Origin of the sequence: Agrobacterium sp. MA01, from assembly GCF_009650195.1 — a bacterium.
Taxonomy (GTDB): domain Bacteria; phylum Pseudomonadota; class Alphaproteobacteria; order Rhizobiales; family Rhizobiaceae; genus Allorhizobium.
The window spans coordinates 184848-208408 of sequence record NZ_CP045854.1; the positions used below are offsets into that span (position 1 = coordinate 184848).

Consider the following 23561-nt stretch of genomic DNA (forward strand, 5'->3'; position numbering starts at 1 on the left):
TTCAATCATGACAAACTCTCCTGTCGAGCCGGGCTCGTTCAACCTGTCCCGTTGGGCCATCGCTCATCCCAGCATAGCCCGTTTCCTCTTCGGCCTGATCATCCTTACGGGTCTCTTCGGACTGATGCGAATGGGCCAGAAGGAAGATCCAGACTTCACCTTCCGCGTCATGGTGGTGCAGGCCTTCTGGCCGGGCGCATCGCTGGCCGACATGCAGGATCAGGTGGTCAACAAGATCGAGCGCAAGCTGCAGGAGACGCCCTATCTGGACTGGGTTAAGTCCTACACCCGACCGGGTTCGGCGATCATCACGCTGCAGGTGACGGGCAATACCGATGCCGATGATGTGGCTGATGCCTTCTACCAGGTCCGCAAGAAGGTCGGCGACATCGAGAACGAGCTGCCCGAAGGTCTGCTGGGCCCGTATTTCAACGACGAGTTCGGCGATACCTACATCACGCTCTATGCGCTGACCGGCGATGGCTACAGCTATCCCGAGCTCAAGCAGCATGCGATCCAGGCGCGCGATGTCCTCTTGTCGACCGAAGGGGTCGAAAAGGCGGTGATCTTGGGCGATCAACCGCAGAAGATATTTATCGAAGTGTCGTCCAAGGCGCTTGCCGAACGCGGTCTGACCTTCACCGACCTGCAGAGCGCACTTGCCGGCCAGAATGCGATTGATGCCACCGGGAGTATCGACACGGGATCCCGATCGGTCCGCATATCCGTCGATGGCGGTTTCTCCGCCGCGGAAGACATCCGCGAACTGCGCCTGAATTCCGGCAACCAGATCACGCGTCTGGGCGATATCGCCACGGTCACCGAAGGTCTCGAGGATCCCTACCAGCGCAAGTTCCGGTTCAACGGCAAGGACTCCGTCCAGGTCGGCGTCGTCATGGCCAAGGGCTTCAAGGTGACCGATGTCGGTGATGCCGTGGAGGAGACGCTGGAGCGTTTCGAGGCGACGCTGCCAATCGGCCTCGAGGTATCGCAGATTTCCAACCAGCCGGAAGTGGTTCGCGAGGCAATCGGTGAATTCATGAAGGCGCTCGGCGAAGCCCTGCTGATCGTGCTCGTCGTCTCCTTCGTCTCCATCGGCTGGCGCTCTGGCCTGGTGATTGCGATCGCCATACCGCTGGTGCTCGCCGCAACCTTCGCCGTCATGTACGAACTCGGGCTCGACCTGCAGCGGATCTCGCTCGGTGCCCTGATCATCGCGCTAGGCCTGCTGGTCGATGACGCGATGATCGTCGTGGAGATGATGGAGCGAAAACTGGAGGAGGGGCTTGAGAAGCTGGATGCGGCGAGTTTCGCCTATTCCTCGACGGCCTTTCCAATGCTCACCGGAACACTCATAACCACAGCCGGTTTCATCCCGGTCGGCTTCGCGGAATCGACAGCCGGTGAATATGTCCGCTCGCTGTTTTATGTCGTGGGTATCTCCCTGGTCATTTCCTGGTTCGTCGCCGTCTACTTCACGCCCTGGCTCGGTTACATGATCCTGAAGCAGAGGGCCCATGCCGGCAGCCATCACGACGCTTTCGACACCCGCTTCTATCGTCGCCTCCGTGCGACCGTCTCCTGGGCGGTGGAGCACCGCATCATCGTGATCGTCTCGACGCTCGCCATCTTTGCGGTCAGCCTCTGGTCCTTCCAGTTCATTCCGAAGAACTTCTTCCCGCAGTCGTCACGACCGGAAATCCTTGTCGACATGTGGTTGCCCGAGGGTACCTCGATCAAGGAAGTCGAGGCGGAGGCCCGGCGCCTCGAAGCGGTATTGCTGACCGATCCGGATCAGCGCTTCGTCGCAACCTATGTGGGTGAGGGCGCGCCGCGCTTCTTCCTGCCGCTCGACCAGCAGTTGCGCAATCCGAACTATGCCCAGCTCTTGGTCATGGCGAGGGACGAGGATGCGCGCGAACGTCTGATCACCAAGTTGCGCATGGCACTGGCGGAAGACTTCCCCTCGGTGCGCGGTAAGGTCGATCGACTGTTCCTAGGGCCGCCGACCGGATGGGCCGTGCAGATGCGTGTAAGCGGACCGGAGCGGGACGAGGTTCGTCGCATTGCCGATCAGGTAAAGGCGCGCTTCAACCAGAACCCCGTTTTGCAGGCTGTCCATGACGACTGGCTTGAGCCGGTCCCCGCGATGACGCTGGTCGTCGACCAGGATCGTGCCCGTGCCCTCGGCGTCTCCTCACAGCGCCTGCGTCAGATGCTGCAGGCGACAATGAGCGGTGCGCCACTCGCCGATGTTCGCGCCGGTGAGGAAACAATCTCGATCGTGGCCCGGGAGCCGGAAGATAGCCGCCGCCTGTTGACGGCAGTCAATTCGATCTATGTCCCGACCGATCTCGGGGCATTCATCCCCTTGTCGCAGATTGCCAAGGTCGTGCCGAAGCTGGAGCAGGGCATCGAATGGCGTCGCAATCGTTTGCCGACGATCACGGTGCGAGCCACCTTGCCGGACGGTCTGCAATCGAACGACGTGACCTTGAAGATGTTCGACGAAATGCAGTCCTTGCGCGACAGCCTGCCGGCTGGTTACGCGATCGAGATCCAGGGCGGAGCGGAGGACAGCGCCGAGAGCCAGAATTCGATTGCGGCCAAGGCGCCGATCATGCTGCTGGTCATTGTGGTGCTGCTAATGATCCAGCTTCAGCATTTCGGCAAGGCCATGCTGGTGCTGGCGACCGGACCGCTCGGCATCATCGGGGCCGCCGCGGCCCTCCTCATTTCAGGCGCCCCCTTCGGATTTGTCGCGATCCTTGGCGTTATCGCCCTGCTCGGCATCATCATCCGCAACTCGATCATTTTGATCGACCAGATCGACCAGGACATCGCAGCTGGCATGGAACGGCGTGAAGCGATCATCGGATCGGCTGTCCGCCGCTTCCGCCCAATCATGCTGACGGCGCTGACCGCAGTTCTCGCGCTGATCCCGATTTCACGCGGCATCTTCTGGGGGCCGCTGGCTTACGCGATGATGGGCGGCATTCTCGTCGCAACCGTCCTGACCATTCTGGTTCTGCCTGCAGCCTATGCTTTCTTCTTCGGTCGCTCTCCCCACAAAGCGTGACTGAAGGAGAGGAGGAGAGGGTCCCCAAGCCTCTCCTCCTTCCCCTTTTCGCCCGTGCCGATGGCGTTGCGTTTCATTGTTTTTTTTGATCGGTTGATAAATTTTCTTTCCGTTGCTAGACCACCGCGACTCGGCCAAATGTCCTTGTCTTTTTGCGACGCACTACGTGGCGCGGCCTTGATTCTTAGGGTCAATCAAAGATCTCTAATGTTCGATGAGTTCCCAAAGCGACCTGTCGTTTTAGAAAACATTTGAACTGCCATCCGTCTATTGTGGCGAAAACCAGACCAATTCTGTGACGGAATTGAGCCGAATCTCTCTTTACAACGTTTCCGAAGGCGATAAGACACTGCATCAGTGATCGAGTGGACGACCTCTGCTGCTTGTCAGATTACGACGCGCGGCTGGAGACCCTTCGATCGCCGGAAGACCGGTTGACCCCGACCTTCACAAAACACGGGCGCGATCCACGCGCCGCGGGACCAAAAGAACCGGCGAGGACGCTCGTCCTTTGCCTTTGGGAGACTGTTCATGAAAACCAAGTTCGCTCTTGCAGCTGCAGCACTCGCTGCCGCCACTTTCCTGTCGGGCGCGGCAAGCGCCAAGACCTTCGTTTACTGCTCGGAAGGATCGCCGGAAGGCTTCGATCCCGGCATGTACACCGCCGGCACGACCTTTGATGCCTCCGCGCATCCGATCTACAGCCGCCTGATGGAATTCAAGCCCGGCACCACCGAAGCGGAAGCCGGTCTGGCCGAAAGCTATGAAGTCAACGCCGAAGGCACCGAATATACCTTCAAGCTTCGTTCGGGCGTCAAGTTCCACACGACCGAGTTCTTCACTCCGTCGCGTGACTTCAACGCCGATGACGTCCTCTTCTCGCTGGACCGTCAGCTGAAGGCTGATCATCCGTGGAACCAGTATGTTGCCGGCACCTCCTGGGAATATGCCGCAGGCATGGGCTTCCCCGAGCTGATCAAGTCGATCGAAAAGGTCGACGACATGACGGTCAAGATCACGCTCAACAAGCCGGAAGCGCCGTTCCTCGCGAACCTCGCAATGCCTTTCGCATCGATCGTTTCGAAGGAATATGCCGACAAGCTCGAAGCTGAAGGCAAGAAGGAACAGCTGAACCAGATGCCGGTCGGCACGGGTCCGTTCTCCTTCGTCGGCTACCAGCAGGACGCCGTCATCCGCTACAAGAAGAACGCCGATTACTGGGGTGGCGCGCCGAAGATCGACGATCTCGTCTTCGCGATCACCACGGATGCCGCCGTTCGTTACCAGAAGCTCAAGGCCGGCGAATGCCACCTGATGCCGTTCCCGAACGCAGCCGACGTCGAGACCATGAAGTCCGACCCGGCTCTGACGGTCATGGAACAGGAAGGCCTGAACGTCGCTTATCTCGCCTACAACACCACCCAGGCTCCGTTCGACAAGCCGGAAGTGCGTAAGGCGCTGAACAAGGCGATCAACAAGGAAGCCATCGTCGACGCCGTATTCCAGGGCATGGCGACTCCGGCCAAGAACCCGATCCCGCCGACCATGTGGTCTTACAACCAGTCCACTCAGGACGACGCGTATGACCTGGAAGCTGCGAAGGCAGAACTCGAAGCCGCTGGTGTAACCGGCCTTTCGATGAAGGTCTGGGCAATGCCGGTTTCGCGCCCCTACATGCTGAACGCACGTCGCGCCGCTGAAATCATCCAGGACGATTTCTCCAAGATCGGCGTCACCGTCGAGATCGTCTCCTACGAATGGGCCGAGTATCTCGACCGCTCGAAGGCCAAGGATCGTGACGGCGCCGTCATGCTCGGCTGGACCGGCGACAACGGCGACCCGGACAACTTCCTCGACACGCTGCTGGGCTGCTCTGCCGTCGGCGGCAACAACCGCGCTCAGTGGTGCAACGAGGAGTTCGACGCCCTGGTGAAGAAGGCCAAGGTCACCTCCGACCAGGCCGAGCGCACCAAGCTCTACGAAGAAGCGCAGCTCGTCTTCAAGCGCGAAGCGCCTTGGGCCACGATCGACCATTCGCTCTCGATCGTTCCGATGCGCAAGGAAGTCTCTGGCTTCGTCCAGAGCCCGCTTGGCGATTTCACCTTCGAAAACGTCGACATCGCCGAGTAATCGGAACACGCAATCTTTCGCCGCGGGCCTAGCCCGCGGCGTTTGTCGTTGATGCAAGACCAATCTCGCGTCATGCTCGAAAGCTCAGGTGAAGCGTTTCGGGTAACCACAGATGGCCTTGGTGCCGTGGTTCGACCTCCCTTAAACAACAGGTCTCACACATGTTTGGCTTTCTCCTGCGACGGCTCGCCGTCTTGATCCCGACCTTTCTCGGCGTCTCGATCATTGCCTTCGCTTTCATCCGGCTTCTTCCTGGCGATCCGGTTGCGCTGCTCTCCGGTGAGCGCGTCATGTCGCCCGAGCGGCACGCACAGATCAGTGCGCAGCTCGGTCTCGACCGTCCTGTCGTCGTCCAGTACTTCGATTATCTCGGCGGCGTCCTGACCGGTGACTTCGGCACTTCGATTGTCTCGAAGAGCCCGATCATCGACCAGTTCTTCGCGCTGTTCCCCGCCACCGTCGAATTGTCCATCTGTGCGATCCTGTTGGCCGTCGCGATCGGCGTTCCCGCCGGCATCATCGCTGCGATCAAGCGCGGTTCATTCTTCGACCAGACCATGATGGGAATTGCCCTTGTCGGCTATTCCATGCCGATCTTCTGGTGGGGCCTTCTATTGATGATCCTGTTCTCCGGCATCCTGCAGTGGACACCGGTATCGGGACGCATCTCGCTGATGTTCTTCTTCCCGCCGGTCACGGGTTTCATGCTGATCGACAGCCTGCTGTCGGGTCAGAAGGGCGCCTTTGCCTCGGCCGTCAGCCATCTCATCCTGCCGACGATCGTGCTTGCGACCATTCCTCTCGCCGTCATCGCGCGGCAGACGCGCTCGGCCATGCTGGAAGTCCTGTCGGAAGATTATATCCGGACGGCCCGCGCCAAGGGCCTCTCGCCTTTCCGCGTCGTCAGCCTGCATGCGCTGCGCAATGCCATGATCCCGGTCATCACCACGATCGGCCTGCAGATCGGTGTCCTGCTGGCCGGCGCGATCCTGACCGAAACGATCTTTTCCTGGCCGGGCATCGGCAAGTGGATGGTCGACAGTGTGTTCCGCCGTGACTACCCGGTCATCCAGGGAGGCCTCCTCCTGATTGCCGGCATCATCATGGTCGTGAACCTCATCGTCGACCTGCTCTACGGCCTGATCAACCCGCGCATCCGCCACTAGAAGGATAAAGTCCCATGGCAGAGACAACAACCAGCCAGCCGGTTTCGAGCGCCCAGATGCGCCGCCAGATGCTGGCCGAATTCTGGTTCTACTTTTCCGAAAACCGCGGTGCCGTCGCAGGCCTCGTCGTCTTCGTCGCTCTCGTGCTGATCGCCGTCTTCGCCGGCGTCATCGCACCCCATTCGCCCTTCGAGCAATATCGTGATGCGGTTCTGCTTCCGCCCGCCTGGCTTGAAGGTGGGAACTGGAGCTTTGTGCTCGGCACCGATCCCGTCGGACGCGACATCCTCTCGCGCCTGATCTACGGTTCGCAGTATTCTCTGTTCATCGGTGTGTTCGTTACGACGCTGTCGCTGACGACGGGCATCGCGATTGGTGTCATCGCCGGCTATTACGGTGGCTGGCTCGACACCGCGATCATGCGCCTGATGGACATCATCCTGGCCTTCCCGTCGCTGCTGCTGGCACTTGTGCTCGTCGCGATCCTCGGCCCCGGCCTGACCAATGGCATGATCGCGATCGCGCTGGTCCTGCAGCCGCATTTCGTCCGCCTGACCCGTGCTGCGGTGATGTCGGAAAAGACACGTGACTACGTGACGGCCGCACGGCTAGCCGGTGCAAGTCCCTTCCGCCTGATGTTCAAGACGATCCTGCCGAACTGCATGGCGCCGCTGATCGTCCAGGCTACGCTCTCCTTCTCGAACGCCATCCTCGATGCAGCCGCCCTCGGCTTCCTCGGTATGGGCGCGCAGCCTCCGGCACCGGAATGGGGCACGATGCTGGCCGAAGCGCGTGAATTCATCCTGCGCGCCTGGTGGGTCGTCACCTTCCCGGGTCTCGCCATCCTGATCACCGTTCTCGCCATCAACCTCATGGGTGACGGCCTGCGCGATGCGCTCGATCCCAAGCTGAAGAGGTCCTGATCATGGCACTTCTCGAGATTCAGAACCTCACCGTCCAGTTCGAGACGGCCAGTGGTTGGTTCAAGGCCGTCGACGGCGTGTCGATGTCGGTGGAGCCGGGTGAAGTGCTTGCCATCGTCGGAGAAAGCGGCTCCGGCAAGTCTGTCGCCATGCTTGCCGTCATGGGCCTTTTGCCGTGGACGGCAAAGATCACCGCCGACAAGATGGAATTCCAGGGCCGTGACATCCAGAAGATCTCGGCAGCGGACCGGCGCAAGCTGATCGGCAAGGATGTCGCCATGATCTTCCAGGAGCCGGTCGCAAGCCTCAATCCCTGCTTCACCGTCGGCTTCCAGATCGAGGAAGTCCTGCGCCTGCACATGGGCCTCGGCAAAAAGGAATGCCGCGAACGCGCCATCGAGCTCTTCAAGCTGGTCGGACTGCCGGATCCTGCGGAACGCCTCAACCACTTCCCGCACCAGATGTCGGGCGGTCAGTGTCAGCGCGTGATGATCGCGATTGCGATCGCCTGCAATCCCAAACTCCTGATCGCAGACGAGCCGACGACCGCGCTCGACGTGACGATCCAGAAGCAGATCCTCGACCTCCTCATGAAGATCCAGGCCGAGACCGGCATGGGCCTCATCATGATCACCCACGACATGGCTGTGGTTGCCGAGACCGCGGACCGCGTCATCGTCCAGTACAAGGGCCGGAAGATGGAAGAGGCCGATGTGCTCTCGCTCTTCGAAAACCCGAAGAACCCCTATACCCGCGCGCTGCTTTCGGCCCTGCCGGAAAACGCCACCGGCGACCGCCTGACGACGGTCTCCGACTTCCTGGCCGCCGCAGAAACGGGAGGTGCCGCATGACCACAGAGATGCAAACCCCGATGCTCGAAATTCGCGACGTCAAGCGCGACTACCGTGTGTCGCAAGGTCTCTTCAAGGAAGACAAGATCGTCCACGCTGTCAAAGGCGTGTCTTTCAAGCTCGACAAGGGTAAGACGCTCGCCATCGTCGGCGAAAGCGGTTGCGGCAAGTCCACGCTTGCCCGCATCCTGACCTTCATCGATGAGCCAACGGCGGGCGAGTTGTTGATCGACGGCCAGAAGGTCGACTTGCGTCCTGGCCATCTAACATCGGACATGCGCCAGAAGGTGCAGATCGTCTTCCAGAACCCCTATGGCTCGCTCAATCCGCGCCAGAAGATCGGCGATGTGCTCGGCGAGCCCTTGCTCATCAACACCAAGATGAGCTCGGCCGAGCGGCGGGAACGCGCAACCGAAATGCTGATCAAGGTCGGCCTCGGTCCGGAGCACTATAACCGCTACCCGCACATGTTCTCGGGCGGCCAGCGCCAGCGTATCGCGATTGCTCGTGCGTTGATGCTCAATCCGAAGCTGCTCGTGCTCGACGAACCGGTTTCGGCGCTCGACCTCTCGGTCCAGGCCCAGGTGCTGAACCTGCTTGCCGACCTGCAGGAAGAGTTTGGCCTGACCTATGTCTTCATCAGCCACGACCTCTCGGTTGTGCGCTACATCGCCGACGAGGTGATGGTGATGTATTACGGTGAGGCCGTGGAATACGGCACACGCGATGCGGTCTTCTCGGACCCGCAGCACGAATATACACGCACGCTATTTGCCGCGACACCGCGCGCCGACGTGGAATCGATCCGCGCCCGCATGGCAAAGCGCCAGCTGGCAGCGGCGGCCGGTTGATCGCTTTCTAAAGCTTGATGCGATGACAAAGGGCGCCCGGTCGGCGCCCTTTTTCTTTATGGCAGATAGCCGTAAGAGATCTTCGGACTGTCGAATACCATCGTCGACCTGATTGTCTTGATCTCGGCGAGGCGATCGAACTCCTGCCAGATCAGGCGCTTGTAGTCCGTCATGTCACGAACCGAGATCTTCAACAGAAAATCGAAGTCGCCGGCAACGGCATGGATCTCGACTACTTCGGGCAGTTTGCCGACATGTTCGATAAAACGTTCGCCCACCTGCGGCGTCGTGCGATCCAGGGTGATTTCGACGAAGGCCTGCAGGCCGAGGCCGACACGCGGCGCATCAACCACGATCGCCTGCCGTATGATGCCGCTCGAATAGAGTCTGGCGAGCCGACGCGAAAGGGGGGCGGCGGTCAGCCCGACACGCTCGGCGAGTTCCGCATTGTTCAGGCTTGCATCGTTCAGAAGACAGGCAATGATCTTCCGATCGATCCTGTCCAGTGTGGCGCTCTGAGCTTCCATTATCGATCTCTACCGTCCATCAGTGCGCAATATTTTATCGTCAAAGCTGGATGTCTGGCAATTCATCTTAAGTCACCCCTGACGCCGGGCATGAAATCCGCAGAGACTTTGCGCGGCAAACTTGATATCTCTGGTCCAACACAATTGCACTTTGACGAAGGTCCCCGATGTTCGACAAGCTCGCCTCGCAGCCCAATGACCCGTTGCTTGCCCTGATCGGGCTCTACAATGCCGATCAGCGCGCCGACAAGATCGACCTCGGGGTCGGAGTCTACCGTGATGATCTCGGGCGCACGCCTGTGATGCGCTCGGTCAAGGCGGCCGAGAAGGAGCTGTTGGAGAAGCAGGACAGCAAGTCCTATGTGGCGCCGGAAGGCGACAGGGTCTTCCTCGACCTGCTCTGGGATCTTGTCGGCGGCAAGGGACAGGGCAAGTTCGCCGCGGGCGTTCAGACCCCCGGCGGTTCGGGGGCGCTGCGTCTTGCGTCGGATCTCATCGCGCGCGCGAGCAGCGGCCGCATTCATCTTGGTCTGCCCAGCTGGCCGAACCATGCCGGTATCTTCGGCGCCACCGGCCTCAGCGTTGAGACCTATCCCTATTTCGACGTGCCGACACAGGACGTGCGCTTTGCCAGCATGATGAAGGCGCTGAGCAGCGCCCCGCGCGGTGATGCCGTGCTCATTCATGCGAGCTGCCACAACCCGACCGGCGCCACGCTCACGTCTGCCCAGTGGGAAGAACTCGCGGCCGTGATCGCCGAACGTCGCCTCGTGCCACTGATCGATTCTGCCTATCAAGGGTTTGGCGCCGGCATCGAGGAAGATGCCGCTGGTCTGCGCACCATTATCGCTGCAGTGCCGGAAGCCTTGGTCGCGGTTTCCTGCTCCAAATCCTTCGGCATTTACCGTGAACGCACAGGCGCCATCTTTGCTGTTGCCGAGACGCAGGAGGCGGCCGACATTGCTCGCTCCAATCTCGTGACCATGGCGCGGACCAGCTATTCCATGCCACCGGATCATGGTGCGGCCGTCGTGCGCACGATCCTCTCGACAGAGAGCCTGCGCCAGGACTGGATCGACGAACTGAACAGCATGCGCGACCGTCTCAATGGCCTGCGTCGCGAACTGGCCACGGCCCTCGGCGACGGTTGGCAGCTTGCGCCGCAGATCGCCGAGCAGCAGGGCATGTTCTCGCTCCTGCCGCTCAAGGAAGCCGACGTGCTGTCGCTGCGCAAGGATCACGGCATCTACATGCCGACCTCTGGACGCATCAATATTGCGGGCCTGAAGAGCCAGGATATTCCGCGCGTCGCCGCTGTTCTGAAACCGCTTCTGGGCTGAAACCATGACCACGACCACCGTGAACCAGGCGGGCGCAGAGCGTCATCGCCTTTATGAAGACGTGCTCGCGATGATTTCCGGCACGATGTTCGTGTCGCTCGGGACGCTGATCTACACCGAAACCATGCTGACGGTCGGGTCGAGCGCCGGCCTCGCGCTGCTTCTGTCCTATGTCAGTGGCTGGGGCTTCGGCGTCATCTTCTTCGTCGTCAATTTGCCCTTCTACATCCTGGCGGTCAAACGCATGGGGTGGGCCTTCACGCTGCGCACCTTCACAGCCGTGGCGCTGGTGTCGATCCTGTCGAAGCTGAACGGCCAATGGATCGATTTTTCCCATCTCGATCCACTCTACGCCACGGTGATCGGCGGCGGCTTGATCGGTACTGGCTTGCTGATGCTTTTCCGCCACCGCACGGGTCTCGGCGGCATCAATATCCTCGCCATGTATCTGCAGGAAAAGACAGGGCTGCGCGCCGGTTATTTCCAGCTTGGTGTCGATCTCACGATCCTCGCAATCGCCTTCTTCGTGCTGCCGGCCGACCGGTTGGCACTCTCGGTGCTGGGCGCTGCCATCGCCAACCTGATCCTCGCGATCAACCACAAGCCCGGCCGTTATATGGGGCTGAGCTAAGGGCTTATGCCAGCGCCGCGTCCACGATGACGAGAGGCCGGCCTTGCGTGCAGGCCTCAATGCGGGCATCGACCCGGTACACATCTCGAAGCAGGGAAGGCGTGATCACATCCGCAGTCGCGCCGCTTGCAATCAGTCGCCCGTCCGCAACCACGAGCGCATGGTCGCAATAACGCATCGCGTGGTTCAGGTCGTGCAGGGCGATCAGAACGGTGATCCCGCTTTCGGTTGCAAGTTCGCGCATGAATTGAAGGACTTCGATCTGGCGGAAGAGATCGAGCGCCGACGTCGGCTCGTCCATCAACAGCACTTCCGGCTTGCGCACCAGCGCCTGGGCGATGGCGACGAGCTGACGTTGTCCACCGGACAGTTCCCCAAGATCTCGAAATGCGAGGTCCGAAATCCGAAGTGAAGCAAGAATGCGATCGATCTCAAAAAGTTCGCCGTCGGCCACTTTCCAACCAGAGCCCTGCTTGGATGCAAGCAGAATGCTCTCGTAGACGGTCAGGACAGCATTGGCACCTGTGTCCTGCGGCATGTAACAAATCGGCCGCTGGCTCTCCTCTCCGGAGACATGGATGACGCCTTCGCCCTTCAGCAGGCCTGCTATCCGCTTGAACAGCGTCGACTTGCCCGCCGCATTCGGACCGATGACAGCTGTCAGCATTCCGCCGGCGATGTCACCGGTGGTGATGTCGGTGAAGACGCGATGGCGACCGTATTGGGCACCGACCGCTTCAAGCCTGAGGGCTACCATGCGCGCCTCCTGTTGGTGAAGATGAGGGAGAAGAAGAAGGGCACCCCGACGAGTGCAGTGATAACACCGATCGGCAGGATGGCGCCCGGGATCAGCAATTTCGACACGACCGAGGTGACGGACAGCAGGAGCGCGCCACAGAGGATCGAACCCGGGAGAAAGAAGCGCTGGTCTTCTCCGAGCAACATACGAGCGATATGCGGCCCGACGAGGCCGATGAAACCGATCGTCCCGACGAAAGAAACGGGGATGGCGGCGAGCAGGCTGACGAGCAGCATAGTCTCAAGCCGGAGTGCCCGGACATTGACCCCGAAGGATGCGGCCTTGTCGTCACCGAGGCGAAGCGCCGTCAGTGCCCAGGCGCGGCGCGCAAAGAGGGGTACGCAGAAGACGAGCACGGCGAAGGTCACCGCCACCTTGCCCCAGGTCGCCTTGGTCAGCGATCCCATGGTCCAGAAGACAACGGCGGCGAGCGCCTGTTCAGAGGCAAGATATTCGAGCAGCGAAAGCAGCGCATTGAAGGTGAAGACCAGAGCTATGCCGAGCAGGATGATGGTCTCAACCGTCACGCCTCGCATGGTCGAGACGCCATAGATGAAGAGCGATGCGAGCATTGCCATCAGGAAGGCGTTGATCGGCACCATGTACTGCACGGCCGCTGGAAAGACGGCAACGCCTGCGACAAGCCCGAGCGCCGCACCGAAACTGGCAGCCGCCGAAATGCCGAGCGTAAAGGGAGAGGCGAGCGGATTGGCCAGGATCGTCTGCATCTGCGCACCGGCAAGCGACAGGCACGCCCCAACAGTGACGGCCATCAGCGCGATCGGCATGCGGATATCCCAGATGACGACCCGAAGCTGGTTGCCTGCCGAGGCCGGATCCCAGATCGTCGAGACGACTTCCGACAGGGTGTAGCGCGCGGGGCCATAGGCCATATCGACGGCGATCGACAGCACCAGACAGAGTGAAAGCCCGGCAAGGATTGCCAGGCGCTTCGTCGTCAGGCTTCGGTAGATGTCGCTGGAGGCCGGAGCGGCCGCTTCGACGGTGGTGGCCATAAGTCTTTTCCTGTCGGTTACGCCCCCAAGGGCAAGCGGCCGGCGGTCGCCGGCCGGCCGGATGGATGTCAGGAGCCAGCCTTCAGCGAGGCGAAGTAGCCAGGCTGGTAATCGACCGGCAGGAAGCGCTCATGCATGTCCTTGAAGGTGGCGTCCGCGTCGAGATCCTTGAAGAGATCCGGATGCAGCCACTTGGCGATCTGCTGTACGGCAACGAACTGGTACGGGCTGTTGTAGAACTGGTGCCAGATCGCGTGCACATTGCCATCCTGGACGGCCTTGATGTCGGTGAAGCCGGGGCGCTTCATCAGCTCGGAAAGCTTGCGCGCGGCTTCAGCCTTGTCGGCGCCCGGACCAACGCCGACCCACTTGCCGCCGGGAACATACAGTTCCCAGTTCGAGCCGGTCACGATGACCTGGTCGGGGTTCGATGCGATGATCTGCTCCGGATTGACGGTGCCGAAGGTGCCCGGGATGAAGTCCTTGGCCATGTTCACGCCGCCGGCGAGTTCGACCATCTTGCCGAAGTTCTCGTTGCCGAAGGACATGCAGCAATCGTCGGAATAGCCACCGGCGCGTTCCATGAAGACGACAGGCTTTTTCAGGTCCGTCTGGCTGGCCAGCACGTCGGTCACCTTGGCGATCTGCTCGTCATGGAACTTGACGAATTCTTCGGCGCGCTCTTCCTTGCCGAACAGCTTGCCGATGATGCGCATGGAATCATCCGTGTGCTCCATCGGCTTTTCGCGGAAGTCGATGTAGACGAGCGGAATGCCAACGGCGGCGAGCTTCTCGATATAACCGCTCTCTTCAGTCGCAGACTTTGCTTCCGTGTTCATGATGATGACGTCGGGCTTCAGTGCAACTGCCTGCTCGATGTCGAAGGTGCCGTCCTTCATGCCGCCGAAGGTTGGGATCTTCTCCATCTCCGGAAATTTCTTCAGGTAGATGTTGTAGCCATCGAGGTCGGCCTTCTTGAAGTCGTCGCGCCAGCCAATGACGCGGCCGAACGGATTGTCGGTGTCGAGTGCTGCCGTGAAGTAGATCTGACGACCCTCGCCGAGAATGACGCGTTCGACCGGAACGCTCACCTCGACCTCACGACCAGTGATGTCCGTGATCTTCACGGTCTCGCCAGCCAACGCGACGCTTGAAAAAAGGACGAGCGAAATCGCGGCGGCAGAAGCCACCTTCTCCATTTTGAACACGATCAGTTCTCCTGCTTGTGATTATGTCGTGATCTATGTTTTTATGACTTTATCAGTCAAGAATTATCTTTTAGAAGTGTTCCAGCCTCTCTGCCCGAATCCGAAAGACCGTGAAAATGCAAGCCGTTAGCTCCCTCTCCAACCATGACCTTCGCGACGAAATCAAAGCCTACTGGTCTCTGCGGGCCGAGACATTCGACACTCAGCCGGGTCACGAGATCTTTTCGGAAGACGAGCGGGCGGCCTGGCACGCCCTGTTCCGCAAGCATCTCGGCGAAGGCGAGGGGCGGGCAGCGCTCGACCTCGCCTGCGGAACGGCCGTGATCTCGCACCTGCTCGACGATCTCGGCTTCAAGGTTACCGGGCTGGATTGGGCCGAGCCAATGCTGGAGCGCGCGCAGGCAAAGGCCAAGGACCGTGGACGACAGATCCGCTTTCTGATGGGTGACGCCGAGCGCACCATGGAGGACGACGAGGCCTATGATGTGATCACCAATCGTCACCTTGTCTGGACGCTCGTCGATCCGCTTGCCTGCTTCAAGGAGTGGCACCGCGTCCTGAAGCCGGGTGGCAAGGTGCTGATCGTCGATGGCGACTTCGTCAACACCTCCACATTGACCCGTCTCTTGAAAAAGCTGACCGGTTTCGCGCGCCGCCTCGGTCTGGCCCGCGATGCCCTGCACGGCGCCCCGAAACCCGATATGGCCGAAACGCACACCCGTATCCTGTCCCGCGTTCATTTTTCCGGCGGTGCTCACGCGCATGCCGTTGCAGATCTTCTGAAGAAGGCGGGCTTCTCAAAAATCACCGTTGATCAGGACATGGCTGCTATACACAGGGCGCAACGCAAGAACTTCTCGTTTTTCAAAGGCCTGGAGCGAGCCACTCAGCACCGCTACGCGATCTGCGCCGAGAAGTGACGTCATCGCGTTACTGCCTTTCCTGAGTGTATAGCTGTTTCAGAAACGGTGGCTTGAAACAGAGGCTCCTTGCATTTACAGCCTCCGAAAACTGATATACTAGTATCTCAGTTTTCGGAGGCCGCATGTCGGAAATGTCCAAAAGCGGGTTACGCTCGCGCATTGTTCCTGCCGATCATCAACGCGGGAGGACGCGGGATGGACGTGCTGCGACGCAGATCCATGCGATCTTGCAGGACGAAATTGTCCGCCTGCAATTGAAGCCGTTGGATACCCTGAACGAGAAGCAACTCGGCCAGCGCTTCGGTGTCAGCCGCACGCCTGTGCGCGAAGCTCTGCTGAGACTGGCGGATGAGGGACTTGTGGAGATCTATCCGCAGTCGGGCACTTTCGTGTCTCGCATACCCCGCCGTGCGCTCTACGAGGCAATCCTTATCCGCAAGGCGCTCGAGGTGACCACCGTCTCGCTCGCCATTGTCGCGATGAAGGACGGCAGCCGCTTGCACTCGCTCGAAGACAATCAGGCGGCCCTGATAAAAGCGGCCGAGGCCGGCGACATTCCGCTCTTCCACCGTCTCGACACAGAATTCCATCAGTTGATCGCCGACATCGCCGGTTACCCCGGAATCTGGACGGTTATTGCGCAGGTCAAGGTTCATATCGACCGCTATCGCTTCATCACGCTGCCCCGTTCAGGGCGGCTGGATATCGTCATCGCCGAGCATGCGGCGATCATCGACGGGATCCGTGACCGCGACGACGGTGCGGCGGTTCTGGCCATGAGCCAGCATATCGGCCGCATGACTGAGGAACTGGACGACATCGAGCATCTCGATCCCGACCTCTTCATTGACGCCTAGAGCAAGCAGGCGATCCTTTCCAGAAATCCCGGGAGTAGCATCATGAAACCATCCTTCGACCTTTCGGGCCGCACGGCCATCGTCACCGGAGCCAATACCGGCATCGGTCAGGCCATTGCCGTGGCACTGGCCGGCGCTGGTGCCGCTGTTGTCGGCGTCGGCCGATCGGGCATGAGCGAAACGGAGGCCATGATTGCCTCTGCAGGTGGGCGTTTCGCATCCTTTACCGCCGACCTGTCGACCATCGAGCCGGTCGACGACATCGTCGAAGCGGCGGTATCCGCTTTCGGCTCGGTCGACATTCTCGTCAACAATGCCGGCATCATCCGCCGAGCCGATGCCATCGATTTCACCGAGGCTGATTGGGATGCGGTCATGGACGTCAACCTGAAGACGGCCTTTTTCCTGTCGCAGGCCGTCGCCAAGCGCATGATTCCGAGTGGCCGCGGCAAGATTATCAACATCGCTTCCATGCTCTCCTTCCAGGGAGGGATCCGCATTCCCTCCTATACCGCGTCCAAGAGTGGCCTCGCGGGGCTGACCCGCCTGCTGGCCTGTGAATGGGCTGCCAAGGGCATTAACGTGAACGCGATTGCGCCGGGCTATTTCGTCACCAACAACACGACCGCCTTGCGGGAAGATCCGAAGCGGTCCACCGACATTCTCGGCCGGATCCCGGCAGGCCGCTGGGGCAATCCGGAAGAACTCGGTGGCGCCGCAGTCTTCCTGGCCTCGGACGCCTCCGCTTATGTGCACGGCACGATCCTGCCCGTCGACGGCGGTTGGCTGGCGCGCTAGGTAGGAACGGGAAGCGACAAGGCGGGGGGATGAAGATGGGACGGATCGTATCGATCGGCGAATGCATGGGCGAGCTGTCGGAGACCGGTTCACCCGGTATGCTCAGCATGGGGTTCGCCGGAGACACGCTCAATACCGCCTATTACCTGCGTCACAGTCTGGGGCAGGACTGGCAGGTCGACTATGTGAGCGCCGTCGGTACGGACGGGCTCTCCGACAGTATGGTCGATTTCCTGAAGAGCGAGGGCATCGGGACCGACCATGTCCGCCGCCTGCCCGACAAGACGATCGGGCTCTACTACATCACGTTGAAGGACGGCGAGCGCAGTTTCACCTATTGGCGCAACGACAGTGCCGCAAGGCGGCTCGCCAGTGATCCTGCAGCCCTCAATCGTGCACTTGAGGGCGCGGATCTCGCCTACTGGTCCGGCATCACCTTGGCCATTCTCTCGAACCAGGACCGTCTGGCGCTGATCGAGGCGCTTGGCCAGTTTGCAGGCAAGGGCGGAACGGTTGTCTTCGACCCCAATCTCCGGCCGCGTCTCTGGGACAACCCGGAGACCATGAGGGGCTGGGTGCATCGGGCGGCCGCGGTGAGTGACCTCTGCCTTCCGTCCTTCGAAGACGAGGCGACATGGTTTGGCGATGCCGATCCAGCCGCGACGGCGAAACGTTATCAGGCGGAAGGGGCTCGAAGGGTCATCGTCAAGAACGGATCCGAGGACGTCACATTTGCAGGCAGCAGCGGTGAACTGTCCCGCTTCTCCATCCCCTCGGTCGAACATGTTGTTGATACGACCGCTGCAGGCGACAGTTTCAACGCTGGCTACCTGGCTGCAGAACTGAATGGCGCATCCGTTGAGAATGCGGTTGCCGCCGGCGCCAGACTGGCGGGTAGGGTAATAGGCGCCCGGGGAGCTTTGGTCCCGGATGCCGTAACGCAGGCCTGAGGAGCCTTGGGCTCAAGCCGGAGCAGCGCCGCCGCCGACAAGGGTAAAATAGGCCCATGCAAGCACGAATGCCGCGGCGATCCCGGCCCAGATCAGGATCTTGCGCATCGAAGGTGAAACACTGGCCTTCGGCTTCGGCGGTTTGTCTTCGGGCGGGCGCTCGAACTTGATGACGTTCGACATGCTATGGCTCTCTCGTGATGCTCATCTGGAAACTTCCTGCCATGATCATGGGCCAACAACAAGCCTGCTGCTTGCGTGTTTCCTCATGGATGAGGCTTGAGATCGGGACGTATTGTTGAGATGGCGGAGAGAAACGCTGCGCCTTCGGGCCGCGCGCATTCACAATCTTCCACTTCACCCTTGTCTGCAGCCTTCGCCGCCGCTAGCGTCCCATTTCAGGGAGAACTGTTGTCAATAGACCGAGATCGAGGGCTTTCCCGTCGGACGCATGATGGACTTTGCCGAACTGCAATGAGAAGTTTTCTGGATTCCGCCCTGGGTGATGCCTCTTCCGCACAGGCGGGAGACGCGTCTATTGCCGCCAGGAAGATATCAGGCGTTTCGTCGACACATTTCCTGAAACTCGTCGAAGAAAACGGCAATACAGGCTTCTGGACCTGCGATATCACCACCGGTCAATGCAGCTGCAGCCCGGGCCTCTTGCGAGTGATCGGGGTTAAGCAAACCCTGCCGTTCCGAATGACGGATCTGGTCGACCAGGTACATCCGGAGGATCGCACATTCTGCGAAGATATCTGGTCGCTGATACGCTCGGGTGTGCCTGTGAATCGGAATTTTCGCATCATCCGCGGCGACAGGACCGTGCGCTGGGTCGAGTTCCGGTCCGAGGTGGTGCTTGACGCCGAGCAGCGCCCGGCGCGCGCCATCGGGCTCCTCCAGGACGTCTCGCAACAACATGAGAGCCGTCAGGCGCTGGACGAAAGCACCGGCCGCTACAGAGCATTGATCAGCGCCGTCGCGACCATGGAATGGCGCGCGACGGCGGCTGGCGAGCCCGTATTTTCCTCTGGCTGGACGACGCTGACCGGGCAACGTGAGTCCGATATGTTCGACGGCAACTGGCTAAGCGCGGTCCACCCAGATGATCGCGAAGCGGTGAACGCCGCCTGGCAACAAGCTGTTTCCTCGCTCTCTCCTTATAGCTCCAATCAGCGCATCCGTCGGGCGGACGGTGAATATGAATGGTTTCATGCCCGCGCAGTGCCCGTGCTTCACAAGGGTGGGCGCTCGCATGAATGGCTGGGCATGATCATCCGCCATCAGGAATTTGCCATGATGGGCAGCGGCGGGTCTGCCGCCGATCCCTCGGTGACGCCGATGCAGATCCGGGCGGGACGGGCCATGTTGCAATGGACCCTCGAAGACCTTTCGCGGCAGTCCGGCGTATCGGTCTCGTCGATCCGGCGGATCGAGGGGGAGGGAGAGCGTTCGACGCGGCCGGCCTCGCTGAGCGCGATTCGAGAGGCCTTCGAGCGAGAGGGCCTGGCGTTCAGTGACGGCAACACCGTGTCCCTGCAGGGCTTCCCCATGCGGAGAAGCTGAGCCCTCGGATCGTACTCTCAGCTGGAGATCCGGGGCGTGCTCACGATCTTGAGGAATAGCGCATTCATGGCGTCTGCGATGCCCTCGCTCGGGCTCACTTCGAAATAGAGACCCGGCGATGCGCAAGACTGCATGCGCGTAGGGATTTCGGACTGGAACGGGCTGATCCACCTCTTGTACCAGTCATTGGTGGGAAGCGGCAGATAGGTCGTATAGAGAACGGCGATGCGATAGCCCTTCTTCTTGAGGGCTTCGCATTGCGCAGTGTCGATCGGCTCCTGACAGCGCCCATTGGTGGTCTTCTTGGTGCAGGTGCTTGGCTTGTAGGCGTCGCCCACTCCATCTGAGACAAAGAACACGATCTTTTCCGGATCACTTGCAGAAGCACCGGTGCCGGACGCGCCCATGAGATCGCCGATACTCTTGAGGGCGCGGTCGAAATCTGTCTGCTGGTCGTTGTCATAACCCTGCCAGGGGATCGACATCAGTCCAATCTTGGACGCCTTGGTCTGAACCTGATCGAGATTGTCGGTAAGTGCGGAGACCTCCAGCAACTTGGTGTCCTCGGCCCGTTCGCCGAAGGTGTAGACGGCCATGCGATACTGATTGGAGCTCTTGCGCGACTTCTTGGCCGTGTCCATGAGCGCTGCCGTCGCCTTGGCCACGACGTCGATGCGGATCGTCACGCCGAGTTTCTTGGCGAGGTAATAGTAGCTGTTCGTGTCCTCGACACCGTTTTTGACGATGTGGCACGCGAAGGCACACTTGTCTCTGGTGTTGTTGACCATCTTGGTGACGTCTGCCGGAGTCGCTCCGACGCCCATAGACGGCGTGTTGTCGAGAAGCAGGTAGAAGTCCCGGAATGTGTCTGTCTGATAGACGGCTTCGGCCTTGCCGCTGACGGTGACGTCCTTCTGCCCCATGACCCGTGCAAGTGTGGTGGGAATGGTCGCGTTGAAGGTGAAGACGGCCTTTAGCTGGGTTCCGGTCTTGACGACTTCCACATCGAAGTTCTTGAGATCGTAGTGCTGAGACATCTTGGCGTGACCGAGAAACACCTTCTTGGCATCTGCGATCGCAGCCGATAGCTGTCCGTCGGATTTCATCTGCATCGCCTGCATGACGCCGGCGGAGGTTTCGGCAACGGCTGCGATCGCAGCCGCGTCGGCAGCCGCCTGGAGGGTGCTTCGCACCGTCAGCGCGTTGCTGATATCGATGGCCAGGCCAGCCGCTCCGATGACGGGCACAAGCAGGATCGCCGTCAAGACGCCGAAATTGCCACTGCGGTCGCAGAGAAATCTTCTGAACATAATATACCCCCATATATAAGGGGGTAATTTATGGGTGCTGCGTATCGTTTTCGTTCATCTGCATGGTTAGCAAATTCCTGACCAGCGAAGCATGCCAGTCAGGCGGCTGCGACCTTCTTCTTCACGGGCGGATTCTCGCCATCATAGAGAGCCCGCGCCTCGCGGATGCGACCATGATGTTCCGCCGTCCAGACCACCAGGGCCGCGACTGGCCCCAATAAGGATTGCCCAAGCTCCGTCAGCCTGTACTCGACACTTGGCGGCTGGGTCGGGAAGACCTCGCGATGAACCAGACCGTCGCGCTGGAGGCTGCGCAATGTACCCGTGAGCATGGCCTGCGAGATGTCGGGGATTGCTCGCTTAAGCTCGCCGAAACGGTGCGGCCTGTAGCCAAGCGTCTGTAGGATGAGGGAAGCCCATTTGTCCCCGATATGGGAAAAGACATCGCGAACCGGGCAATTCCCGGCATCGAAAACCGTATTCGCCGGCGTCTCGATCATGGCCATCACCGTACGGATCGCTGCGGTGTAATCGGTCTTCGTCTTCCCATGTGCTGTCATCGGTACCATCCTCAGAACCTGGTTCTAAAAAACTGCCTACTTTACGGTAGATATGAAGTCTGCAATATAGACCTACTCTGTAAATTAAACCATCCCTAAAGTTTAGGGTCCAGAAAATGAGAGAACCATGACCGCGAAGTATCTTGTCACCGGCGCATCGGGCCAGCTCGGCCAGCGCGTTGTCCATCATCTCCTTGAGACCTCGGGCGTCGCCGCAGGCGACATCATCGCTGCCAGCCGCAAGCCGGAGCAGCTGGTAGAACTGGCTGCGAAGGGCGTGTTGGTGCGCCGGGTCGATTTTGATGATGCCGCATCCATGGAGGCTGCATTCGCCGAGGCCGAAAAGGTGCTGATCATCAGCACGGATACGCTCGACCGGCCGGGACATCGTCTCGTTCAGCATCGCGCAGCCGTTGCCGCAGCAGAAAAGGCCGGTGTCGTCCATCTGCTTTACACCTCGATGCCCGAGCCCGTGAACTCAGCTCTGCTCTTCGCCCCCGACCACGAAGGGACGGAAGCGGCCATCGAGGCAAGCTCGGTGCCGGCCTGGACCATTCTGCGCAACAACTGGTATTTCGAAAACGTCATGATGAGCGCAGGCCCCGCCCTTGCCTCGGGCCATTGGTACTCGGCTGCCGGTGACGGCAAGGTGGCGCACATCGCACGCGATGACATCGGTCGTGCGATTGCTGCGGCGCTCGTCGCCGCAGACAAGGAAAAGACCGTCTACACGCTGACGGGTTCTTCTTCCTACACGCATCGCGAAATGGCATCCCTCATCTCCGCCTCTGCCGGCAAGGAGATCACCGTGATCGATGTTCCGGTCGAAGGCCTCGTGCAGGGCATGGTTGGAGCTGGTCTGCCCGAACCCGTCGCGCGCGTCTTTGCCTCTATCGATACGATGGTCGGAAACGGTGGTCTGGCTCGCGTCACTGGTGACTTCAAGACGCTGACGGGCACGGAGCCGCAGAGCTTCGAAAGCTGGGTAGAGAGCCAGGCCGAAGCTTTCAAATCCATGACTGCGTGATCGCTCTTCCTCACGTAATCGCCTCATCGGTCGCCGCCAGGCCGGTCCGGTCGTGCCATATCCCACACGTGGCATGACCGCGCGACCGCCCGTTCTCCTGAGCGGGCGGTCCTGTTTTTTATGCAGTCGGGCGCGACTCAGGGCGTCTGCGCACCTCGTGTCGCGGTGTAGATCGCGTACAGCGATGTCGAGGCCGTGATGAACAGGCGGTTCTTGCGCGGGCCGCCGAAGGTCAGGTTGGCGACCGCCTGCGGCACCAGGATCTTGCCGAGCAGCGTGCCATCGGGATGGAAGCAATGCACGCCGTCGGCAGCGCTCGACCAGAGGTTTCCGTCGACATCCGTCCGCATGCCGTCGGGAATGCCCTTGTCGATATGGACAAAGACGCGCGCATTCGTCAGACGCTTGCCATCGGTGACATCGAAGACGCGGATGTATCTCGGCGCATCCGGTTTGTGGCTGGCGCCGGAATCGGCGACGTAGAGCAACGTCTCGTCCGGCGAGAAGCAAAGGCCGTTCGGCTGCAGGAAGTCGTCGATCATGACGGCAAGCTCGCCGGTGGTAGGATCGAGCCGGTAGACATTCCGGCTCGCCTGTTCCTCGTCGGCCTTGTAGCCCTCGTAGTCAGAGAGAATGCCGTAGGACGGGTCGCTGAACCACACGCTGCCGTCTGATTTCACCACGACGTCATTGGGGGAATTCAGCCGCTTGCCCTGGTAGCGATCCGCAAGCGTCGTGATCGTCCCGTCGATCTCGGTGCGGATGACACGGCGCCCGCCGTGTTCGCAGGAAACGAGCCGTCCCTCGCGGTCGCGCGTATTGCCGTTGATGAAATGCGACGGTGAGCGATAGACAGAGGTTCCCGCACCCTCGATCCAGCGCAGAACGCGTTCGTTCGGAATGTCGCTGAACAGCAGATAGCCGCCATCATTGAACCAGACGGGACCCTCGGCCCATCGGCAGCCGGTGTAAAGCTCATCCAAGCCGGCGCTTGACACGAGCAGGTCGCAGAAGCGGGGGTCGCGGATCTCGTAATGCGGGTTTTCCAT

22 protein-coding genes are annotated in these 23561 nt (G+C 60.5%); 14 read left to right on the top strand and 8 right to left on the bottom strand.

Annotation, left to right across the window (positions count from 1 at the left end):
• Positions 1-7 precede the first annotated feature (7 nt).
• The 6 genes from GH983_RS00870 to GH983_RS00895 all read left to right on the top strand — a co-directional run bounded on the left by GH983_RS00870 (position 8) and on the right by GH983_RS00895 (position 9000).
• Positions 8-3079 (top strand): efflux RND transporter permease subunit, encoded by a 3072-nt coding sequence (locus GH983_RS00870; protein WP_153761375.1) that lies wholly within the window; start codon positions 8-10, stop codon positions 3077-3079.
• Between the two features lie 531 nt (positions 3080-3610).
• Entirely contained in the window at positions 3611-5209 is a 1599-nt protein-coding gene (locus GH983_RS00875) for an ABC transporter substrate-binding protein (RefSeq protein WP_054149029.1), read from the top strand.
• A gap of 161 nt (positions 5210-5370) precedes the next feature.
• Positions 5371-6375, top strand: coding sequence for an ABC transporter permease subunit (locus GH983_RS00880; RefSeq protein ID WP_069042332.1), 1005 nt, complete (start codon positions 5371-5373; stop codon positions 6373-6375).
• A 14-nt stretch (positions 6376-6389) separates the two neighbouring features.
• Positions 6390-7298 (top strand): ABC transporter permease subunit, encoded by a 909-nt coding sequence (locus GH983_RS00885; protein ID WP_054149027.1) that lies wholly within the window; start codon positions 6390-6392, stop codon positions 7296-7298.
• Positions 7299-7300: 2 nt separating this feature from the next.
• Positions 7301-8149 (top strand): ABC transporter ATP-binding protein, encoded by an 849-nt coding sequence (locus GH983_RS00890; RefSeq protein WP_076391946.1) that lies wholly within the window; start codon positions 7301-7303, stop codon positions 8147-8149.
• Positions 8150-8157: 8 nt separating this feature from the next.
• Positions 8158-9000 carry a dipeptide ABC transporter ATP-binding protein gene (locus tag GH983_RS00895; RefSeq protein ID WP_054149163.1) on the top strand — a complete coding sequence of 281 codons (843 nt, stop codon included), beginning with the start codon at positions 8158-8160 and terminating at the stop codon, positions 8998-9000.
• A gap of 56 nt (positions 9001-9056) precedes the next feature.
• Here the strand turns inward: GH983_RS00895 and GH983_RS00900 are convergent, their stop codons facing one another.
• Positions 9057-9527 carry an Lrp/AsnC family transcriptional regulator gene (locus tag GH983_RS00900; RefSeq protein ID WP_153761376.1) on the bottom strand — a complete coding sequence of 157 codons (471 nt, stop codon included), beginning with the start codon at positions 9525-9527 and terminating at the stop codon, positions 9057-9059.
• A gap of 167 nt (positions 9528-9694) precedes the next feature.
• Between GH983_RS00900 and GH983_RS00905 the strand changes: the two genes are divergently transcribed.
• A complete protein-coding gene (locus GH983_RS00905; RefSeq protein ID WP_069042330.1) occupies positions 9695-10867 on the top strand; it encodes an amino acid aminotransferase in 1173 nt (390 codons plus the stop codon).
• Between the two features lie 4 nt (positions 10868-10871).
• Positions 10872-11498, top strand: a complete 627-nt coding sequence (locus GH983_RS00910; RefSeq protein WP_054149024.1) for a YitT family protein — start codon at positions 10872-10874, stop codon at positions 11496-11498.
• Between the two features lie 4 nt (positions 11499-11502).
• Here GH983_RS00910 and GH983_RS00915 read toward each other — a convergent pair whose 3' ends face one another.
• The 3 genes from GH983_RS00915 to GH983_RS00925 all read right to left on the bottom strand — a co-directional run bounded on the left by GH983_RS00915 (position 11503) and on the right by GH983_RS00925 (position 14512).
• Positions 11503-12255: an ABC transporter ATP-binding protein gene (locus GH983_RS00915; RefSeq protein ID WP_054149023.1), complete on the bottom strand. Its 753-nt coding sequence runs from the start codon at positions 12253-12255 to the stop codon at positions 11503-11505.
• On the bottom strand, positions 12249-13313 hold the full coding sequence (locus GH983_RS00920) for an iron ABC transporter permease (RefSeq protein ID WP_054149022.1): 1065 nt from the start codon (positions 13311-13313) through the stop codon (positions 12249-12251). The genes GH983_RS00915 and GH983_RS00920 overlap by 7 nt, the downstream gene beginning before the upstream one ends.
• Positions 13314-13381: 68 nt before the next feature.
• The gene (locus tag GH983_RS00925; RefSeq protein WP_171901617.1) at positions 13382-14512 is read right to left on the bottom strand and encodes an ABC transporter substrate-binding protein; all 1131 of its coding nucleotides are present in this window, start codon (positions 14510-14512) and stop codon (positions 13382-13384) included.
• Positions 14513-14637: 125 nt separating this feature from the next.
• On the opposite strand from GH983_RS00925, the gene GH983_RS00930 reads away from it, so the two are divergent.
• The 4 genes from GH983_RS00930 (at position 14638) to GH983_RS00945 (ending at position 18049) form a co-directional block, all read left to right on the top strand.
• The gene (locus tag GH983_RS00930) at positions 14638-15441 is read left to right on the top strand and encodes a class I SAM-dependent methyltransferase (RefSeq protein WP_153761377.1); all 804 of its coding nucleotides are present in this window, start codon (positions 14638-14640) and stop codon (positions 15439-15441) included.
• Between the two features lie 125 nt (positions 15442-15566).
• Entirely contained in the window at positions 15567-16301 is a 735-nt protein-coding gene (locus GH983_RS00935) for a GntR family transcriptional regulator (protein ID WP_054149019.1), read from the top strand.
• A gap of 42 nt (positions 16302-16343) precedes the next feature.
• Positions 16344-17099, top strand: a complete 756-nt coding sequence (gene kduD, locus GH983_RS00940) for a 2-dehydro-3-deoxy-D-gluconate 5-dehydrogenase KduD (protein WP_153761378.1) — start codon at positions 16344-16346, stop codon at positions 17097-17099.
• 35 nt (positions 17100-17134) lie between these two features.
• Positions 17135-18049 (top strand): sugar kinase, encoded by a 915-nt coding sequence (locus GH983_RS00945; RefSeq protein ID WP_371418400.1) that lies wholly within the window; start codon positions 17135-17137, stop codon positions 18047-18049.
• Between the two features lie 12 nt (positions 18050-18061).
• Here the strand turns inward: GH983_RS00945 and GH983_RS24060 are convergent, their stop codons facing one another.
• On the bottom strand, positions 18062-18232 hold the full coding sequence (locus GH983_RS24060) for a hypothetical protein (RefSeq protein ID WP_171901568.1): 171 nt from the start codon (positions 18230-18232) through the stop codon (positions 18062-18064).
• Positions 18233-18523: 291 nt separating this feature from the next.
• On the opposite strand from GH983_RS24060, the gene GH983_RS00950 reads away from it, so the two are divergent.
• Positions 18524-19615 carry a PAS domain-containing protein gene (locus GH983_RS00950; RefSeq protein ID WP_054149016.1) on the top strand — a complete coding sequence of 364 codons (1092 nt, stop codon included), beginning with the start codon at positions 18524-18526 and terminating at the stop codon, positions 19613-19615.
• 17 nt (positions 19616-19632) lie between these two features.
• Here the strand turns inward: GH983_RS00950 and GH983_RS00955 are convergent, their stop codons facing one another.
• Both GH983_RS00955 and GH983_RS00960 read right to left on the bottom strand, forming a co-directional pair.
• Positions 19633-20925 (bottom strand): TadE/TadG family type IV pilus assembly protein, encoded by a 1293-nt coding sequence (locus tag GH983_RS00955; RefSeq protein ID WP_054149015.1) that lies wholly within the window; start codon positions 20923-20925, stop codon positions 19633-19635.
• Positions 20926-21023: 98 nt separating this feature from the next.
• Positions 21024-21485, bottom strand: a complete 462-nt coding sequence (locus GH983_RS00960) for a helix-turn-helix domain-containing protein (protein ID WP_082347620.1) — start codon at positions 21483-21485, stop codon at positions 21024-21026.
• A gap of 127 nt (positions 21486-21612) precedes the next feature.
• On the opposite strand from GH983_RS00960, the gene GH983_RS00965 reads away from it, so the two are divergent.
• The gene (locus GH983_RS00965) at positions 21613-22512 is read left to right on the top strand and encodes an SDR family oxidoreductase (protein ID WP_054149014.1); all 900 of its coding nucleotides are present in this window, start codon (positions 21613-21615) and stop codon (positions 22510-22512) included.
• 137 nt (positions 22513-22649) lie between these two features.
• Here the strand turns inward: GH983_RS00965 and GH983_RS00970 are convergent, their stop codons facing one another.
• Complete coding sequence (locus GH983_RS00970) at positions 22650-23561, bottom strand: SMP-30/gluconolactonase/LRE family protein (RefSeq protein WP_153761380.1); 912 nt, start codon at positions 23559-23561, stop codon at positions 22650-22652.

Excerpts from the sequence above, each read along its gene's own strand:
- GH983_RS00870 (WP_153761375.1), top strand. The coding sequence starts at position 8 with ATGACAAACTCTCCTGTCGAGCCGGGCTCGTTCAACCTGTCCCGTTGG.
- GH983_RS00875 (WP_054149029.1), top strand. The coding sequence starts at position 3,611 with ATGAAAACCAAGTTCGCTCTTGCAGCTGCAGCACTCGCTGCCGCCACT.
- GH983_RS00880 (WP_069042332.1), top strand. The coding sequence starts at position 5,371 with ATGTTTGGCTTTCTCCTGCGACGGCTCGCCGTCTTGATCCCGACCTTT.
- GH983_RS00885 (WP_054149027.1), top strand. The coding sequence starts at position 6,390 with ATGGCAGAGACAACAACCAGCCAGCCGGTTTCGAGCGCCCAGATGCGC.
- GH983_RS00890 (WP_076391946.1), top strand. The coding sequence starts at position 7,301 with ATGGCACTTCTCGAGATTCAGAACCTCACCGTCCAGTTCGAGACGGCC.
- GH983_RS00895 (WP_054149163.1), top strand. The coding sequence starts at position 8,158 with ATGCAAACCCCGATGCTCGAAATTCGCGACGTCAAGCGCGACTACCGT.
- GH983_RS00900 (WP_153761376.1), bottom strand. The coding sequence starts at position 9,527 with ATGGAAGCTCAGAGCGCCACACTGGACAGGATCGATCGGAAGATCATT.
- GH983_RS00905 (WP_069042330.1), top strand. The coding sequence starts at position 9,695 with ATGTTCGACAAGCTCGCCTCGCAGCCCAATGACCCGTTGCTTGCCCTG.
- GH983_RS00910 (WP_054149024.1), top strand. The coding sequence starts at position 10,872 with ATGACCACGACCACCGTGAACCAGGCGGGCGCAGAGCGTCATCGCCTT.
- GH983_RS00915 (WP_054149023.1), bottom strand. The coding sequence starts at position 12,255 with ATGGTAGCCCTCAGGCTTGAAGCGGTCGGTGCCCAATACGGTCGCCAT.
- GH983_RS00920 (WP_054149022.1), bottom strand. The coding sequence starts at position 13,313 with ATGGCCACCACCGTCGAAGCGGCCGCTCCGGCCTCCAGCGACATCTAC.
- GH983_RS00925 (WP_171901617.1), bottom strand. The coding sequence starts at position 14,512 with ATGGAGAAGGTGGCTTCTGCCGCCGCGATTTCGCTCGTCCTTTTTTCA.
- GH983_RS00930 (WP_153761377.1), top strand. The coding sequence starts at position 14,638 with ATGCAAGCCGTTAGCTCCCTCTCCAACCATGACCTTCGCGACGAAATC.
- GH983_RS00935 (WP_054149019.1), top strand. The coding sequence starts at position 15,567 with ATGTCGGAAATGTCCAAAAGCGGGTTACGCTCGCGCATTGTTCCTGCC.
- kduD (WP_153761378.1), top strand. The coding sequence starts at position 16,344 with ATGAAACCATCCTTCGACCTTTCGGGCCGCACGGCCATCGTCACCGGA.
- GH983_RS00945 (WP_371418400.1), top strand. The coding sequence starts at position 17,135 with ATGGGACGGATCGTATCGATCGGCGAATGCATGGGCGAGCTGTCGGAG.
- GH983_RS24060 (WP_171901568.1), bottom strand. The coding sequence starts at position 18,232 with ATGTCGAACGTCATCAAGTTCGAGCGCCCGCCCGAAGACAAACCGCCG.
- GH983_RS00950 (WP_054149016.1), top strand. The coding sequence starts at position 18,524 with ATGAGAAGTTTTCTGGATTCCGCCCTGGGTGATGCCTCTTCCGCACAG.
- GH983_RS00955 (WP_054149015.1), bottom strand. The coding sequence starts at position 20,925 with ATGTTCAGAAGATTTCTCTGCGACCGCAGTGGCAATTTCGGCGTCTTG.
- GH983_RS00960 (WP_082347620.1), bottom strand. The coding sequence starts at position 21,485 with ATGACAGCACATGGGAAGACGAAGACCGATTACACCGCAGCGATCCGT.
- GH983_RS00965 (WP_054149014.1), top strand. The coding sequence starts at position 21,613 with ATGACCGCGAAGTATCTTGTCACCGGCGCATCGGGCCAGCTCGGCCAG.
- GH983_RS00970 (WP_153761380.1), bottom strand. The coding sequence starts at position 23,561 with ATGGAAAACCCGCATTACGAGATCCGCGACCCCCGCTTCTGCGACCTG.